Source organism: Paraburkholderia phenazinium, assembly GCF_900141745.1.
Classification (GTDB): Bacteria; Pseudomonadota; Gammaproteobacteria; order Burkholderiales; family Burkholderiaceae; genus Paraburkholderia; species Paraburkholderia phenazinium_B.
Genome location: NZ_FSRM01000001.1, coordinates 3329253 through 3345823, shown reverse-complemented (window position 1 = coordinate 3345823; position 16571 = coordinate 3329253). Strand labels below are relative to the sequence as shown.

The following is a 16571-nucleotide window of genomic DNA, read 5'->3' as shown; positions in this document are numbered from 1 at the left end:
CTGTAAGTAATCGTAAATGGATGTTTCACTGCGTGTCTGTAGCTCGGCAGTCGGGATTGCGGCGCGGCGCTGATGAACAGCGTACCGCGCACGTCGGCGACTCTCGCGGCTGCGCCGTCGCCGACACAGCCCAGGCTGGGTTCAGTCTGGCAGATACACGCCGGGCGCCCAAGGGCGCCCGGCGGCATAACAACGGTGTCTCAGGCCATCTTGACCGGCGCGCGCCACGATTCCGGATTGGTCCAGAAGGCGCCGCGCAGGCGGTCGCGGCTCGGCGGTGCGGGCGGCTTGGCAGCCGTCGCGCCAATCCGGCCACGCAGCGAGATTTCCCGGCCGCTCGTGCCGAGTCGCTTGACTATTTCGGCGAGCGTACCATCAGCTTGCCACTCGTCGAAACGGCGGCGGCAGGTCGGCGGCGAGGGGTAACGGCCGGGAAGCTTGGACCAGCCTTCTCCCGTCGAGAGTACCCACAGAACCGCATTGACAACCGCGCGCGCTTCCACACGTGGCCGACCGCGTCGTTCGCTCCGTGCTGGCTCCGCACAGAACAACGCCTCGACCAGCGCCCACTCGTTGTCTCTCAAATCGTCGAACAGCATCATGTCTCACCTCAGCGAAGCTAACTCCGGTGCGCTGCCCCGCGCCGCGCACTCTCCATGCACTCAATCGCGAGTGCCAGGCGGGGTCGGGCTAGCCACGGTTCTGGTTATGCAACCAGGTCCATGGCGCCGACCCAGTGCGCATCCAAATGCACGAAGCGTGCCATCTTGTTAAAAACTACCTCGAAGCCCCGTAACATCGGGCCAGCGCGGGCGTTAGTCAGGGGCGTATAAGAATCCAAAAAAGCCGTCCCGCAAATCGGGACAATCACCAATCTTGTGCAATCAGGCCCGCGCAACGTGCGTTTGCGCCTTATTGCTGCATCGCAGCGAAATGATCGAATGGCTGTGAGGCACCAAAAGAAACAATACAATGCTCATCAAATGAGGTCATTGATGAGGAAGCAGGATGAATGTCACGCTGCGCCAGCTAAGGGTTTTCATTGAGGTCGCGCGCTTGCAGAGCTTTAGCCGCGCAGGCGACGAGATCGGGCTGACGCAGTCGGCGGTGAGCCGCTGCGTGCGGGAGTTGGAGGCGGAAATCGGCCTCAAGCTGATCGACCGGACCACCCGCGAGGTTCAGTTGACCGACGTGGGCGGCAACCTGGTATCGAGCGTCTCGCGTCTGTTAGCCGATCTCGACGACACGCTGCGTGAGATTCGCGAGATCGGCGAGCAGCGGCGCGGGCGGGTGGTGGTGGCGGCGAGCCCGACGGTCGCCTGCCGGTTGATGCCACAGGTGGTGGCGGGTTGTGGAAAGCAGTTTCCCTTCATCACACTGGGGCTGCGCGACGACGTGCAAAGCGATGTGGTGCGCAAGGTCAAGTCGGGCGAGGTCGATTTCGGGGTCGTCATTGGGCCGTTTTCCGCGGACGATCTGCTGAGCGAGCCGCTGATGACCGATTCGTTCTGTCTCGTCTCGCGCGCCGATCACCCGCTGGCGGCGAAGACGCGGGTAGCGTGGTCGGACCTGGAAGGCCAGCGGCTCGTGATGCTCGATTACGCGTCCGGTAGCCGGCCGATCATCGACGCCGTCATGAGCGAGCATGGCGTCAGCGCCACGGTGGTGCAGGAACTGGGGCATTCGGCCACCGTGTTCGGGCTGGTGGAGGCGGGCGTGGGCGTCAGCGTGCTGCCGTGGCTGGCTTTGCCGCTGCCCGCGGATACCTCACTGGTGGCGCGGCCGCTGGTGCCGCGCGCCGAGCGCACGGTCGAACTGGTGCGGCGGCGCGACCGGTCGCTGTCGCCGGCGGCGGAGGCGGTGTGGGGCTTGATCCGGCAATTGCCGGCGCGCGCGGAGGATCTGCGGTAGAACGGGGCGAGTTGGCTAAACTATCGGCCTGTGTGACACATGTCTCATAACCTGAACCGACCTGCCTGGATGTCTTGATGAGCGAATCCGATCTGTCCGCCCCTTTCCTGTCGAACGCGCGTGACGCCGTCCGTGCGCTGCGCCCCTCCCAGATTCGTGAAGTGGCCAACGCCGGGTTTGGTGTGGAGAACGTGCTGCCGTTCTGGTTCGGCGAGTCCGATCGCGTGACGCCGGAGTTCATCCGGACGGCGGCGAGCGATGCACTCGCCCAGGGCGCCACCTTCTACACCCACAACCTCGGCATTGCGCCACTGCGCGAAACGCTTGCCGGCTACGTGACGCGTCTGCACGGCGCGACCTCGGATAACCACATCGCGGTCACCAGTGCCGGGGTCAACGCCTTGATGCTGGCTGCGCAGCTGGTGGTAGGCGCCGGCGACCGGGTGGTGGCGGTCACGCCGCTCTGGCCGAATCTGGTCGAGATTCCGAAGATCCTCGGCGCCCATGTCGAGACCGTCGCGCTCGGTTATGGCGCACAAGGCTGGACGCTTGATCTGGAGCGCCTGCTTGCTGCCCTCACGCCGGACACGAAGCTCTTGCTGATCAACTCGCCGAATAATCCGACCGGCTGGGTGATGAGCGTGGACCAGCAACGCATCGTGCTCGAGCATTGCCGGCGGCATGGCATCTGGATCGTCGCCGACGAGGTCTACGAGCGGCTTTACTATGCTGGCGATGCGGCCCGCAGCGCGCCGTCTTTTCTGGATCTGGCCGGACGCGACGAGCGCGTGATCTGCGTCAACTCGTTCTCGAAGGCGTGGCTGATGACCGGCTGGCGGCTCGGCTGGATCGTCGCGCCGGCGGCCTTGATGGACGATCTGGGCAAGCTGGTCGAGTACAACACGTCGTGCGCGCCGGCCTTCGTGCAACTGGCAGGGGTGGCCGCCGTTCAGCAGGGCGAGCAGCTCACGCGGCAACTGGTGGCCGACCTGCAGACTTCCCGCGATCACCTGGTCGAGGCGCTCTCCGCGCTGCCAGGGGTCGACGTGAAGGCCCCGCTGGGTGCGATGTATCTGTTCTTCTCGCTGCCAGGCGCGGCGCAGAGTCTTGCCCTGTGCAAGGCGCTGGTGCGCGAGGTGGGCCTGGGCCTCGCGCCCGGCAGCGCTTTCGGTCAGGAGGGCGAGGGGTTCGTGCGCTGGTGCTACGCCTGCGACCCGGCCCGCCTCGACGCCGGCGTCGCTCGGCTTGGGCAGTTCCTCGCACAGCACGCTGCGAGCTGAACGCGTGGCTTCCGTGGCCGCGGCAGAGCGGTATTGGGCTCGGGTGAGTCCGTCTTGTGACACCGTTTTGAAGCGGGCGGCCGTTAAAGCGTCCACAGGAACGAAATGCAGGGCTGAAAAGCGCGTACGGAAAATGCACATGAAATGCGGGAGTCGCCGGGATTTCGTCTTTACGCATTGAATGTTTTTGCGTAATATGGCGCTCAGTCACGCGATTCCTTGCAGGAATATCGCTGCTCCGTCCGGCTGGGTTTGGCTCGATTGCCTGTTTCGCCTCCCCCCGGTGCGTGCTCCCATCAATATGACCGATCAGAATCGGGCGAGCGCGTCTTCAGTTCCAAATCGTCTGTTTGATCCGGTTCTTTGACCACAGGGTCTGACCTAGCTGCATGAATACCCAAGAGGCGAAGATCGTCCTCGAGACTGCCTTGATCTGCGCGCAGGAGCCTTTAAAGCTCGCTGAGCTGCGCAAGCTCTTTGCCGACGGCGTGTCGGCAGATACGGTTCGCACGTTGCTCGAAGACCTGAAACACGATTGGTCCGGGCGCGGCGTAGAGCTGGTTGGGCTTGCGTCGGGCTGGCGGTTTCAAAGCAAGCCCGCGATGCGTTCGTATCTGGATCGACTGCATCCCGAGAAACCGCCGAAATACTCGCGCGCCGTTCTCGAGACGCTCGCGATTATTGCGTATCGGCAACCGGTCACACGCGGCGATATCGAAGAGATTCGTGGCGTGACGGTGAACACGCAGGTGGTGAAGCAACTCGAGGATAGAGGCTGGATCGAAGTAATCGGCCATCGTGACGTGCCCGGCAGGCCTGCGCTGTACGCGACCACCCGGCAGTTTCTCGACGACCTCGGTTTGCGGGCACTTGACGAATTGCCGCCGCTGGACGATCCGTCTGCGCAGCTGAACGCCGATCTGCTGGGCCAGCATGCGATCGAATTTCCTGACGCTGTAGCGCAAGGGAACGAAGAGATAGACGCCGAGGCATCGGCCCACGCTACGGTATCGGGGGAAGACGTGGCCGCTGACGCACCGGTTGCCGTAGAGCAGCCCGTGGCTGCGGCGCTGAACAGTGCCCACGATAGTGTCGAGCCCACTTTTGCCGAACATGAAGATGCCCCGGCTCAAGAAGATGTGCTTGCTCAAGACGCCGAGGCGGCGCCGCCGGCAGGAACGGAAATAGCTGGCCTTGCAGAGCCGGACCACGGCACTGCTGCTGAAGAACATGCTGAACCGCAAGCCGATGCCGCCGCAAGCGCCGCTCCGGTTGCACAAGATCAGGATCCGGTCTCCCAGGCCGGTCCCGCAACACCCGCGCACGACTCGGGCGAACTCCGCGGTACGGAGCACGCCGTCGAGTCGAACCCGACACGTGTGGCGCATGGCGATCCAGAAGATCGCCACGATGTCGCACAGGACGCGGGCGTACTGACCGACGACGAAAACGAGTCGCGCAGCGCCTGACGTAACCGAACTTTTTGCCGCGCCCGCAACGGGCGCGCGCGACCTGACATTTTGAGGTTGTTTTGACAGATACCCACGATACCGATTCGTCCGAATCCGAGCACGCTGTGCATGCCACGCGCGCCGGCGAAACGCGTACTTCGCAGGCACCGGGAGGCGAGTCCGATCGCCCGGCGAACGCCGAAGGCGCCGAGGGCGAAGAACGTCCGCGCCGCGGACTGCGCCGCGGGCCGCGTAGCCTGATCGCGCGACGTCGCGCGGGGGCGAAGAACAAGACTGCGGAAGGTGCGGCCGAACCGGTCGTGACGGAAGCGCCGCCGGACGGCGAAGTAGTCGCGCAGGTTCGCATGCCGCGCAAGGAACCGGGCTCCAAGGGGCAGGGTCCGCGCCGCAATGCAGGTGGCAAGCGCGAAGGCGCGGCGAACCGTGAGGGTGGTCCGCGCGAAGGCGGCCGCCCGCGTCAGAATCGCCGTGGCGGCGAAGCGCCGGTCGTGGCCGCGGCCGCGTCGGACGCGAACCCGGACGATCTGTTTTCTTACGTGACCTCGCCCGCGTTCGACGCGGACAACAGCACCACCGGCGGCGTGCGCGCCCCGATGCTGCGTCGTGGCAAGCCGGCTGCGCCGAAGCGAGTGCTGTCCCCGGACGACGACGCACCGAAGCTGCACAAGGTGCTCGCCGAAGCGGGCATGGGTTCGCGCCGCGATATGGAAGAGCTGATCATCGCCGGCCGCGTTTCGGTCAACGGCGAGCCGGCTCACATCGGTCAACGCATCATGCCGACCGATCAGGTTCGCATTAACGGCAAGCCGGTCAAGCGCAAGCTGCAAAACAAGCCGCCGCGCGTGCTGCTGTACCACAAGCCGACTGGCGAAATTGTCAGTCACGCCGATCCGGAAGGGCGTCCGTCGGTGTTCGACAAGCTGCCGCCGATGAAAACCGCCAAGTGGCTGGCGGTCGGCCGTCTCGACTTCAACACCGAAGGCCTGCTGATGCTGACCACCTCGGGCGATCTGGCAAACCGCTTCATGCATCCGCGTTACAGCGTCGAGCGCGAGTACGCGGTACGCGTGGTCGGTGAGCTGGCCGAAGGGATGCGTCAGAAACTGTTGCACGGCGTCGAACTCGAAGACGGCCCGGCGAACTTCCTGCGTATCCGCGATGGCGGCGGCGAAGGCACCAATCACTGGTATCACGTCGCGCTGGCCGAAGGCCGCAATCGCGAGGTGCGCCGCATGTTCGAAGCAGCCGGCCTGATGGTCAGCCGCCTGATCCGTACCCGCCACGGCCCGATCTCGCTGCCGAAGGGTCTGAAGCGCGGCCGTTGGGAAGAACTCGAAGACAACCAGGTGCGCAGCCTGATGGCATCGGTGGGGCTGAAGGCCACCAGCGAAGAAAAGGGTGGCCGCAGCGCGGCGCCTGAGCGCAAGCAGCCGGATCCGATGCAAACCTCGATGGGCTTCATTAATCGCGAGCCGGTGCTGATGTCGCATGGCCGTTTCGATCAGCAACCGCCGCGTGGCGGTGGTCAGCGTCGCGGTGCGGCAGGTGGTGGTTTCGGCGGTGGCGCCGGTTCCGGCTTTGGCGGCGGTTACGGTCGCGGTGCGGGACGGGGTGCGAGCGGCGGTGGTTTCACCGGTCCGATGAGCAGCGGTGGCGGGGCGAATGTGCCGCGCGGTGGCCGCGAAGTCGATGGCAACCGTGCGCCGTCGGGCAACGGCAATCGTGCTGCTGGCGGCGGCAAGCGCGCTGGCGCCGCGGGTGGCAACCCGGGCAACGGCGGCGGTCGCGGACCGGGTGCAGGCCCGGGCAACCGCGGCGGCAATGCGAACCGCTCGGGCGGCGGCAATCCGAACGCCGGAGCGAATCGCGGCGGCGGTCCTCGCGGACGCTCGCGCGGTCGCTAGGACAGCAGGGCTGGATACGGCCCGCGCAAGGGTTTCGACAGGCGTGTCGGGCACGCCTGCTTCGTGCAAAAGACGAGCACGCCACAAAACGTAAATTCGGGCCGCAAAATCAGAATGCAAAATTCGGGGCGAGATCCACTGGCGATCTAACCCCGCAAGCTGCGCCGAACACCTTGCGCAATGCGCTTTTCGCCCCCATCTGAGCCAAGATCGCAGTGAAATCAAGCGGAAATGCGTGTTTCATGCCCTGCGCCGGTTTGCGTTTGTCCTGAAAAATGGCTACAATCGCAGAGTCGCTGGGCGTGCGGCTTTTCATGTGCGGCTCAGGTGCGACCACCGGCAATAAGATGATGGGCGTTTCGCCCATTTTTTTTTGCCGCTTTAGTTTGTGGTTCGGCATCTCGGGTAGCACGAACGTGCGCCAGCTTGGCGCGCGGCCCGCAGGTTGTTTGCAGGTAAAACCGGCAGGCTTGCCGCGCGAACATCTTAGAGGGCACTGTGCAACTGACGGAACTGATTGAAACCACGGTCGTGGGTCTCGGCTACGAGCTCGTCGATCTGGAGCGCACCGGGCGCGGCATGCTGTGTATTTTCATTGACCAGCCGGCCGGCATCGCAATCGAAGATTGCGAAAAGGTCACGCGTCAGCTCCAGCACGTTCTGACGGTCGAAAATATCGATTATGAGCGGCTTGAAGTATCGTCGCCGGGTCTCGACCGCCCGCTGAAGAAACTGGCGGATTTCGAACGCTTCGCAGGCAGCGAAGTGGCAATTACATTGAAAAAGCCATTGGACGGACGGAAATCGTACCGGGGCATCCTGCATGCTCCGCAAGGCGAGACGATCGGTCTGGAATTTGAAGGGAAGGAAGGCGCCGCGATGCTCGATTTCACGCTCGCGGACATCGATAAAGCACGCCTCGTTCCAAAGTTTGACTTTAGGAGCCGCAAACAATGAGTCGCGAAGTGTTGATGCTGGTGGATGCGCTGGCACGCGAGAAGAACGTCGACAAAGACGTGGTATTTGCCGCGCTTGAAGCGGCTCTCGCTTCGGCCTCCAAAAAACTCTTCGAAGAAGATGCGGACATCCGCGTCCATATCGACCGTGAAAGCGGCGAGCACGAAACGTATCGCCGCTGGCGCGTGGTGCCGGACGAAGCCGGTCTGCAGGAGCCGGATCAGGAGATCCTGCTGTTCGAAGCACGTGAACAGAAGGCCGATGCGCAGCTCGACGAGTTCATCGAAGAACCGGTGCCGTCGATCGAATTTGGCCGTATCGGCGCGCAGGCCGCCAAGCAGGTGATCCTGCAGAAGGTGCGCGACGCCGAGCGCGAGCAGATCCTGAACGACTTCCTGGAACGCGGCGAGAACATCATGACCGGTACGGTCAAGCGCCTCGACAAGGGTAATTTCATCGTCGAATCGGGCCGTGTCGAAGCGCTGCTGCGCCGCGACCAGCTGATTCCGAAGGAAAACCTGCGCGTGGGCGACCGCGTGCGCGCCTACATCGCCAAAGTCGATCGCACCGCTCGCGGTCCGCAGATCGAACTTTCGCGTACGGCACCCGAGTTCCTGATGAAGCTGTTCGAAATGGAAGTGCCGGAAATCGAGCAGGGCCTGCTCGAGATCAAGGCGGCGGCGCGCGACCCTGGCGTGCGCGCCAAGATCGGCGTGATCGCTTACGACAAGCGAATCGATCCGATCGGCACCTGTGTCGGCATCCGCGGTTCGCGCGTGCAGGCTGTGCGCAACGAGCTCGGTGGCGAAAACGTCGACATCGTGCTATGGTCGGAAGATCCCGCCCAGTTTGTGATCGGCGCTCTCGCGCCGGCAGCCGTGCAGTCGATCGTCGTCGATGAAGAAAAGCATTCGATGGACGTCGTCGTCGACGAGAACGAACTGGCGGTCGCAATCGGCCGTAGCGGCCAGAACGTGCGTCTTGCCAGCGAACTCACCGGCTGGCAGATCAATATCATGACGCCGGACGAATCTGCGCAAAAGCAGAATCAGGAACGCGGTGTTCTGCGTGACCTGTTCATGGCGCGTCTCGATGTCGACGAGGAAGTGGCTGACATCCTGATCGACGAAGGCTTTACCAGCCTCGAAGAGATCGCCTATGTGCCGCTCAACGAGATGCTCGAGATCGAAGCGTTCGACGAAGACACTGTGCACGAGCTGCGCAATCGCTCACGCGATGCGTTGCTGACGATGGCAATCGCAAATGAAGAAAAGGTCGAAAATGTTGCACTCGACCTGAAGAGCCTGGACGGCATCGACGCCGACCTGCTCGCGAAGCTGGCCGAACATCAGATTCACACACGTGACGATCTGGCCGAGCTGGCTGTAGATGAATTGGTCGAGATGACCGCGATGGAAGAGGATGCCGCTAAGGCGTTGATCATGAAAGCACGTGAACATTGGTTCCAGTGAGAAATGACCATGGCGCACTAAATTGAAGCGGCCCCAGGCCGCATGACACGATGCTAACCGCAAGGAATCGGTCCTTGCATTAAGAGGAATGAATGGCGAGTAACAACGTAGCCCAATTTGCCGCGGAACTGAAAATGCCTGCAGGCGTGCTGCTTGAGCAGCTGCAGGCAGCAGGCGTCACTAAAGCGAGCGAAGACGACACCCTGTCCGAAACGGACAAGGCGCGTCTGCTCGACCACTTGCGCAAGTCTCACGGCTCGACTGATGCGGACAAGCGCAAGATCACGCTGACGAAACGGCATACGTCGGAAATCAAGCAGTCTGATTCGACGGGTAAGGCTCGTACCATTCAGGTCGAAGTGCGCAAGAAGCGCACGTTCGTCCGCCGCGACGAAGCGGGTGGCGAAGGCGGCGATGCATCGAATCATGTGGCTGAGGCCGACGTCGATACGGATGACCTCGAACTTCAGCGTCGCGAGGAAGAAGCGCGTCACGAAGCCGAGCTGCTCGAAAAGCAGGCTCAGGAGCTGAAAGCGCGTCAGGAACAGCTCGAACGCGAAGAAGCCGAGCGTCAGGCGCGTGAGCAGGCTGCCGAAGCCGAGCGGCGTCGTGCGGAAGAGGAAGCGGCGAAGAAGCGCGCTGCTGCCGCCGCCGAAACTGCCACGCAGAAGAAGGTCGAGCAGGTTGTGCAAGCTGCGCAGCCCGAAGTAGCAGCACCGGCTGCGGCGACCGAACAGGACGACGAACGCGCCGCAGCGGAACGCGCGGCGCAACGCGAAGCCGCGAAGAAGGCGGAAGACGCAGCGCGTCTGGCCGCGGAAAAGACGCGCGCCGAGCAGGAAGAAATCAGCAAGCGCCGTGCGAAGGCAGAAGCCGAAGCGCGTGCCATTCGCGAAATGATGAGCACGCCGCGCAAGGCGGCCCAGCCCAAGGCGCCTGAGCCTGCTGCTGCTCCGGCTGCGGCCGTCAAGCCCGCTGAAGCGCCTAAGGCTGCGGAAGCCAAGGGCACGTTGCACAAGCCGGCTCGTCCGGCAGGCGAAGCGCCGGCGCGTCCGGCTGCCAAGAAGCCGGTGGCGGCAACGCCGTCTGCGACTCCCGCACCGTCGGCTGGCGACAAGAAGAAGCCGGGCGCGGGCAAGGGCGGCTGGCAGGACGACGCAGCGAAGCGCCGCGGTATCAAGACGCGTGGCGATACGAGCGGCGGTGTCGATCGCGGCTGGCGCGGTGGCCCGAAGGGTCGCGGCAAGCATCAGGATCAGAACACCACGTTCCAGGCGCCAACCGAACCGATCGTGCGCGAAGTGCACGTGCCGGAAACGATTACGGTGGCCGATCTGGCGCACAAGATGGCCGTCAAGGCGTCCGAAGTCATCAAGTCGATGATGAAGCTCGGCCAGATGGTCACGATCAACCAGATGCTGGACCAGGAAACGGCGATGATCATCGTCGAAGAACTGGGCCATCATGCGGTTGCGGCCAAGCTGGACGATCCGGAAGCGATGCTGGTCGAAGGCGAGGTCAGCTCCGATGCAGAATCGCTGCCGCGTCCGCCGGTCGTCACGGTCATGGGTCACGTCGACCACGGCAAGACGTCGCTGCTCGACTACATCCGCCGCGCCAAGGTGGCAGCGGGTGAAGCGGGCGGGATTACACAGCATATTGGCGCGTACCACGTGGAAACGCCGCGCGGCGTGATCACGTTCCTCGACACGCCGGGTCACGAGGCCTTCACGGCCATGCGTGCTCGCGGTGCGAAGGCAACGGACATTGTGATTCTGGTGGTTGCAGCCGACGACGGCGTGATGCCGCAGACGAAGGAAGCGATTGCCCACGCGAAGGCAGGCGGCGTGCCGCTCGTCGTCGCGATCAACAAGATCGACAAGCCGGATGCGAATCCGGAGCGCGTGAAGCAGGAACTCGTCGCGGAAGGCGTCGTGCCGGAAGAATACGGTGGCGATTCGCCGTTCGTGTCGGTGTCGGCCAAGACCGGCGCAGGCATCGACGACCTGCTCGAAAACGTGCTGCTGCAGGCCGAAGTGCTGGAATTGAAGGCACCGGTCGAAGCGCCGGCCAAGGGTCTGGTCATCGAAGCGAAGCTCGATAAGGGTAAGGGTCCGGTTGCAACGATCCTGGTTCAGTCGGGTACGTTGAACCGTGGTGACGTCGTGCTGGCAGGCAGCGCCTATGGCCGCGTGCGCGCCATGCTCGACGAGACCGGCAAGCCGACCAAGTCGGCTGGTCCGTCGATCCCGGTTGAGATTCAAGGTTTGTCGGAAGTGCCGCAGGCTGGCGAAGAAGTCATCGTCATGCCGGACGACCGCAAGGCGCGTGAAGTCGCACTGTTCCGTCAAGGCAAGTTCCGCGACGTCAAGCTGGCCAAGCAACAGGCCGCGAAGCTCGAGAACATGCTGGAACAGATGGGCGAAGGCGAAGTGCAGTACCTGCCGCTTATCGTCAAGGCCGACGTGCAGGGTTCGCAGGAAGCGCTGGTGCAATCGCTGCAAAAGCTCTCTACCGACGAAGTGCGCGTGCAGATCGTGCACGGCGCGGTGGGCGGCATCAGCGAAAACGACGTCAACCTGGCAACGGCTTCGAAGGCGGTCATCATCGGCTTCAACACCCGTGCGGATGCACAGGCGCGCAAGCTGGCGGAGTCCAACGGTATCGACATTCGCTACTACAACATCATCTATGACGCTGTGGATGAAGTGAAGGCTGCGATGTCGGGCATGCTGGCACCGGAGAAGCGCGAAGTCGTCACCGGTATGGTCGAAGTTCGTCAGGTCTTCAAGGTGCCGAAGGTCGGCGCGGTGGCCGGTTGTATGGTCACGGACGGCTTCGTCAAGCGCTCGTCGTCGGTGCGCGTGCTGCGCAACAACGTCGTGATTCATACGGGCGAGCTCGATTCGCTCAAGCGCTTCAAGGACGACGTCAAGGAAGTGCGTCAGGGCTTCGAGTGCGGTATGTCGATCAAGAACTTCAACGACATTATCGAAGGCGACCAGTTCGAAGTCTTCGAAGTCACTGAAGTCGCGCGTTCGCTGTAATTCAGGCGCAACGCTGAAGGGGCGGGGCGGGCGCTTGCGCCCCTCCGCCCCTTGTTTTTGTGCGCGTGCATTTTGTGCTCGCGTGCGTTCGCGGCCCCGCCAGGGAGACGCGAACCCCATTGCTATCCGCCAGAGCGGATCACGGATTCACCATGCCTAAGAAACGTACTTCTCCCAATCGCAACGTGCAGATCGCCGATCAGATCCAGCGCGACCTGTCCGAGCTGCTGCGCGAGATCAAAGACCCGCGCATCGGTATGGTCACGATTCAGAGCGTCGAACTGACGCCGGACTACGCGCACGCGAAGGTCTACTTCACGACGCTGACCGGCGACCCGCAACAGACGCTGCAAGGCCTGATTCATGCGGCTGGCCATCTGCACAATCAGTTGTTCAAGCGCCTGCATATCCACACGGTGCCGACGCTGCATTTCCACTACGACAAAACCATCGAACGTGCTGTGGAAATGTCGCGTCTGATCGACGAGGCGAACGCTAGCCGCGCGAAAGACGAGTGATTGCGCGCGGTGTTGCAGATTCCTCGATGCTCACCGTTGACTGCATGTTGCCCATGCTGACTTCCCGTTCGTCCTCATCGTTTTGATATGACCGCACCTCAACGGCCCCGTGTGCCGCGTCGCGCGCTCGATGGTGTGCTATTGCTCGACAAGCCCATTGGCCTGTCGAGCAACGACGCGCTGATCCGGGTGAAGCGCCTTTACCTGGCGAAGAAGGCTGGCCATACCGGCACGCTCGATCCCCTCGCCACCGGTTTGCTGCCGCTGTGTTTCGGCGAGGCGACCAAGTTCTCGCAGGATCTGCTCGAAGCCGACAAGACCTACGAGGCCACCATGCGCCTCGGTATCCGCACGGCTACCGGCGACGCGGAAGGCGAGGCGATCGAAACGCGCGAAGTGGCCTGTGATCAGCCGGCGGTCGTTGCTGCGATGGAGCGCTTTCGCGGCGACATCGTGCAGGTGCCGCCCATGTATTCGGCGCTCAAGCGCGACGGCAAACCGCTGTACGAATACGCACGGGCGGGTCAGGTGGTGGAGCGGCAAGGGCGTCCGGTGATGATTCATGCGCTTGAGATGCTGGCTTGCTCGCTGCCTGATGTGACGTTCCGCGTGACTTGCAGCAAGGGAACGTACGTGCGCACGCTGGCCGAGGATATCGGCGAGGCGCTTGGCTGTGGCGCGCATCTGGTTGCATTGCGGCGCACGGGCGTCGGCGCGTTGACGCTGGAACATTCGGTGACGCTCGATGCGTTGTCCGACGCGGCCGAAGCCGAGCGCGATAAGTGGCTGCAGCCGGTCGACGCTCTGCTTTCGACTTTCCCGGCAGTGCAGCTCGATGAAGAAGGCGCACGCCGCTTTCTGCACGGTCAGCGCCTGCGTCTGGCCGATCTCACGTTGACCAAAGAGGCGGCTGCTGCGGAGCGTGTGCGCGTCTACGCTGCGGAAAGCAAGCTGCTTGGCGTCGCGAAGCTAGGCGAGGGCGTGCTGGCGCCGGAGCGACTCGTGGTGAACGCGGCAAGCTAAGGCGCGATTCGCAAAAAACAAAAAAGGCGGCCCCGTCATTGCGGTACCGCCTTTTTCATTGCTGCGCTTGCTTCGAAGACGTTGAGTCAATCACGCTGAGCCAAACCTGCTCAAGTCCCGCCTTCGAAGCCACATCAACCGTCAATGCGCCGCTGCCGCCGCTGCACCGGCATCGCCACCTGCTCGCTCAGGCTTCGTGATCCAGATCAGCGCAATCAGCGCGACGAAGATCCCTGCCGAGACGTAGAACAGATCGTTCACCCCCAACTGCGCCGCCTGCTGCGTCACCATATTGTTGAAGAGACCGTACGCCTGCGGCTGACTGAAGCCGGCCGCACCCATCTGACGTATCGACTGATCGAACACCGGGTTATACAGGTTGGCCTGGGCACTCAGGCGTGCGTGATGCAGGATCGTGCGGTGATCCCAGGCAGTCTGGAAAATCGACGTGCCGATACCGCCGCACATGATCCGCACGAAGTTCGACAATCCCGATGCCGCCGGAATCCGGTTGCCTGGCAGACCTGACAACGTGATCGACACCAGCGGAATAAAGAACCCCGCCATGCCGATGCCCTGAATCAGCGTGGGAACCAGCAGCGAAAACGTGTCGACGCCGGTGGTATAGCGCGAACGCATCCAGAAACACAGCGCGAACACCAGGAACGACGCCGTGGCGATGTAGCGCGGATCGGTACGCGGCAAAATCTTGCCGGTGATGGGCGAGAGCAGCACCGCGAAGAAGCCGACCGGCGCCATAACGAGACCGGCGTTGGTGGCGGTGTAGCCCAGATCGGTTTGCAACCACAGCGGCAACAACACGAGGTTGCCGAAGTAGAGCCCATAGCCGATCGATAGCGCCACCGTGCCGCCGGTGAAATTGCGCTTGCTGAACAGCGACAGGTCGACCACAGGATGTTCCGCCGTCAGTTCCCAGACAATGAAGAACGCGAGCGCGATCACCGCGGTCAGCGCTAGCACCACGACCGTGGTGGAGGCGAACCAGTCGAGGTCTTTACCCTTGTCGAGCATCACCTGCAGCGAGCCGACCCAGATGATCAGCAAGGCGAGTCCCACGCCGTCGATCGGCGCCTTACGGATTGCCGAATCGCGATTGCGGAAGATCGTCCACGTGGCGATGGCGGCAATTGTGCCGACCGGAATGTTGACGTAGAAGATCCACGGCCATGAGATGTTGTCCGAGATCCAGCCGCCCAGAATCGGGCCGGCCACCGGTGCAATCAGTGTGGTCATGGCCCACATGGAAAGCGCCATGGGCGCCTTCGCGCGTGGATAGCTGGCCAGCAAAAGTGTTTGAGACAGCGGAATCATCGGCCCGGCGACCGCGCCTTGCAGCACGCGCGAGGCGAGCAGGAAGGGCAGCGTCGGCGCAAGACCGCACATCCACGATGAGATCACGAACAGGATGATCGACGCCATGAACAGGCGCACCTGGCCGATGCGCTCGGTGAGCCAGCCGGTCAAGGGCACGGAGATCGCGTTCGCCACCGCGAACGACGTGATCACCCACGTGCCTTGATCGGACGAGACGCCGAGATCCCCGGAGATGGACGGGATCGACACGTTTGCAATCGAGGTGTCGAGCACGTTCATGAAGACGGCGAGCGACACCGCGATGGTGCCGATCACCAACTGCGCCCCCTCTAACGGCGGATGAGGAATGGGCGCTTGAGACTGAGCCATGTATCAGAAACCTTGTTTTAATGTGGCGCAGCGTTACATTGCCTTGGCGGGTGCATTGGTATCGCGGGCAGCCGACTTCTGTCCACCGCCGCCTTGACCCGCGTTTTCAGCAATGATGCGGGCGATTTCGGCGTCGGCCTGATCGCCGTACTTGTCGAACACGTTGGTCTGATAGATCGTGTTCGGTGCTTCGCCCAGCTGACCGCCGTTTTCGTCCTTGATGCTGACGTCGGCGTCCATCGACAGGCCGATACGCAGCGGATGCTTTTCGAGTTCCTGCGGGTCGAGCGCGATCCGCACCGGCAGACGCTGCACCACCTTGATCCAGTTACCCGTGGCGTTCTGTGCCGGCAGCAGCGAGAACGCCGAGCCCGTGCCAGCCGAGAAGCCGACCACCTTGCCGTGGAACACCACCGACGAGCCATACACGTCGGCCGTCAGTTCGACCGGCTGGCCGATGCGCATATGCTTCAGCTGAACTTCCTTGAAGTTCGCGTCGACCCACACGCCGTTCAGCGGCACGATCGCCATCAGCGGATTGCCCGGCGAGACGCGCTGGCCGACCTGCACCGAGCGCTTCGCAACGTAACCGGTGACCGGCGCCGGCAGCGTGTTGCGGGCGCTCGCCAGATAGGCGTCGCGCACCTTGGCAGCTGCGGCTTCCACGTTCGGGTGGTCGGCAATCGTCGTGTTGGCGGTCAGCGCGCGGTTCGATGCGAGCTGTTGCTTCGCGGCGTCGAGTGCGGCCTGGGCGCTCTTCACGGCATCACGGGCGTGCGAGATTTCTTCCTGCGACACGGCGCCGGTCTGGGCGACCAGCATGCGGCGGCGCAGGTCGTCCTGGGCGCGTGAGAGATCCGCTTCACGGACTTCCACCTGGGCCTGGTACTGGTTGTCGTCGGCGAACAGGCCGCGCACCTGGCGTACCACCTGGCCGAGATTGGCCTCGGACTGTTCCAGCGCGACGCGTGCATCCGCCGGGTCCAGCACGACGACCGGGTCGCCGGCCTTGACTGTCTGCGTATCGTCGGCGTTCACCGCGATGACCGTACCGGTCACTTGCGGCGTGATCTGCACGACGTTGCCGTTCACATACGCGTCGTCAGTCGACTCGTGGAAGCGCGCGACGAGGAAGTAGTAAAACCCGTAGGCGATCGCGGCAATCAGGATCACGATGACGAGCAACGCCATCATGCGCTTGCGTTTGCTGTTGTTCGCCGGTTGTGCGTTGGCAGCAGGTTGCTGGGGGGTGCTCATTGATATGCTCCGTATTCTCTCAATCT

The 16571-nt window shown here is 63.1% G+C and carries 12 protein-coding genes and 1 pseudogene; 9 read left to right on the top strand and 4 right to left on the bottom strand.

What is annotated here, in order from left to right; genetic code table 11:
- Positions 1-203: 203 nt before the first annotated feature.
- A pseudogene (locus BUS06_RS15070) lies at positions 204-599 on the bottom strand (transposase); the annotation flags it as partial.
- A gap of 409 nt (positions 600-1008) precedes the next feature.
- On the opposite strand from BUS06_RS15070, the gene BUS06_RS15065 reads away from it, so the two are divergent.
- The 4 genes from BUS06_RS15065 to rluB all read left to right on the top strand — a co-directional run bounded on the left by BUS06_RS15065 (position 1009) and on the right by rluB (position 6567).
- Positions 1009-1911 carry a LysR family transcriptional regulator gene (locus tag BUS06_RS15065; RefSeq protein ID WP_074264992.1) on the top strand — a complete coding sequence of 301 codons (903 nt, stop codon included), beginning with the start codon at positions 1009-1011 and terminating at the stop codon, positions 1909-1911.
- A 77-nt stretch (positions 1912-1988) separates the two neighbouring features.
- Positions 1989-3191: a pyridoxal phosphate-dependent aminotransferase gene (locus BUS06_RS15060; RefSeq protein ID WP_074264991.1), complete on the top strand. Its 1203-nt coding sequence runs from the start codon at positions 1989-1991 to the stop codon at positions 3189-3191.
- Between the two features lie 389 nt (positions 3192-3580).
- A complete protein-coding gene (scpB, locus tag BUS06_RS15055) occupies positions 3581-4660 on the top strand; it encodes an SMC-Scp complex subunit ScpB (protein WP_074264990.1) in 1080 nt (359 codons plus the stop codon).
- Positions 4661-4722: 62 nt separating this feature from the next.
- A complete protein-coding gene (gene rluB, locus BUS06_RS15050; protein ID WP_074264989.1) occupies positions 4723-6567 on the top strand; it encodes a 23S rRNA pseudouridine(2605) synthase RluB in 1845 nt (614 codons plus the stop codon).
- A 109-nt stretch (positions 6568-6676) separates the two neighbouring features.
- On the opposite strand, the gene BUS06_RS15045 is transcribed toward rluB, so the two are convergent.
- Positions 6677-6967 (bottom strand): hypothetical protein, encoded by a 291-nt coding sequence (locus BUS06_RS15045; RefSeq protein ID WP_143787521.1) that lies wholly within the window; start codon positions 6965-6967, stop codon positions 6677-6679.
- Positions 6968-7065: 98 nt separating this feature from the next.
- Here BUS06_RS15045 and rimP point away from each other — a divergent pair, with 98 nt between their 5' ends.
- The 5 genes from rimP to truB all read left to right on the top strand — a co-directional run bounded on the left by rimP (position 7066) and on the right by truB (position 13584).
- A complete protein-coding gene (gene rimP / locus BUS06_RS15040; protein WP_074264987.1) occupies positions 7066-7524 on the top strand; it encodes a ribosome maturation factor RimP in 459 nt (152 codons plus the stop codon).
- Positions 7521-8996 carry a transcription termination factor NusA gene (gene nusA, locus BUS06_RS15035; RefSeq protein ID WP_074264986.1) on the top strand — a complete coding sequence of 492 codons (1476 nt, stop codon included), beginning with the start codon at positions 7521-7523 and terminating at the stop codon, positions 8994-8996. Before rimP ends, nusA begins: the two co-directional genes overlap by 4 nt.
- A 92-nt stretch (positions 8997-9088) precedes the next feature.
- Positions 9089-12043, top strand: a complete 2955-nt coding sequence (gene infB / locus BUS06_RS15030) for a translation initiation factor IF-2 (protein WP_074264985.1) — start codon at positions 9089-9091, stop codon at positions 12041-12043.
- 152 nt (positions 12044-12195) lie between these two features.
- On the top strand, positions 12196-12561 hold the full coding sequence (rbfA, locus tag BUS06_RS15025; protein ID WP_074264984.1) for a 30S ribosome-binding factor RbfA: 366 nt from the start codon (positions 12196-12198) through the stop codon (positions 12559-12561).
- An 87-nt stretch (positions 12562-12648) separates the two neighbouring features.
- Positions 12649-13584: a tRNA pseudouridine(55) synthase TruB gene (gene truB / locus BUS06_RS15020; protein ID WP_074264983.1), complete on the top strand. Its 936-nt coding sequence runs from the start codon at positions 12649-12651 to the stop codon at positions 13582-13584.
- A 141-nt stretch (positions 13585-13725) separates the two neighbouring features.
- Here the strand turns inward: truB and BUS06_RS15015 are convergent, their stop codons facing one another.
- Positions 13726-15288 (bottom strand): DHA2 family efflux MFS transporter permease subunit, encoded by a 1563-nt coding sequence (locus BUS06_RS15015; protein WP_074264982.1) that lies wholly within the window; start codon positions 15286-15288, stop codon positions 13726-13728.
- A gap of 33 nt (positions 15289-15321) precedes the next feature.
- Positions 15322-16545: an EmrA/EmrK family multidrug efflux transporter periplasmic adaptor subunit gene (locus BUS06_RS15010; RefSeq protein ID WP_074264981.1), complete on the bottom strand. Its 1224-nt coding sequence runs from the start codon at positions 16543-16545 to the stop codon at positions 15322-15324.
- Between the last annotated feature and the right edge of the window lie 26 nt (positions 16546-16571).

Excerpts from the sequence above, each read along its gene's own strand:
- truB (WP_074264983.1), top strand. The coding sequence starts at position 12,649 with ATGACCGCACCTCAACGGCCCCGTGTGCCGCGTCGCGCGCTCGATGGT.
- scpB (WP_074264990.1), top strand. The coding sequence starts at position 3,581 with ATGAATACCCAAGAGGCGAAGATCGTCCTCGAGACTGCCTTGATCTGC.
- BUS06_RS15015 (WP_074264982.1), bottom strand. The coding sequence starts at position 15,288 with ATGGCTCAGTCTCAAGCGCCCATTCCTCATCCGCCGTTAGAGGGGGCG.
- BUS06_RS15045 (WP_143787521.1), bottom strand. The coding sequence starts at position 6,967 with ATGCCGAACCACAAACTAAAGCGGCAAAAAAAAATGGGCGAAACGCCC.
- nusA (WP_074264986.1), top strand. The coding sequence starts at position 7,521 with ATGAGTCGCGAAGTGTTGATGCTGGTGGATGCGCTGGCACGCGAGAAG.
- rbfA (WP_074264984.1), top strand. The coding sequence starts at position 12,196 with ATGCCTAAGAAACGTACTTCTCCCAATCGCAACGTGCAGATCGCCGAT.
- infB (WP_074264985.1), top strand. The coding sequence starts at position 9,089 with ATGGCGAGTAACAACGTAGCCCAATTTGCCGCGGAACTGAAAATGCCT.
- BUS06_RS15010 (WP_074264981.1), bottom strand. The coding sequence starts at position 16,545 with ATGAGCACCCCCCAGCAACCTGCTGCCAACGCACAACCGGCGAACAAC.
- BUS06_RS15065 (WP_074264992.1), top strand. The coding sequence starts at position 1,009 with ATGAATGTCACGCTGCGCCAGCTAAGGGTTTTCATTGAGGTCGCGCGC.
- BUS06_RS15060 (WP_074264991.1), top strand. The coding sequence starts at position 1,989 with ATGAGCGAATCCGATCTGTCCGCCCCTTTCCTGTCGAACGCGCGTGAC.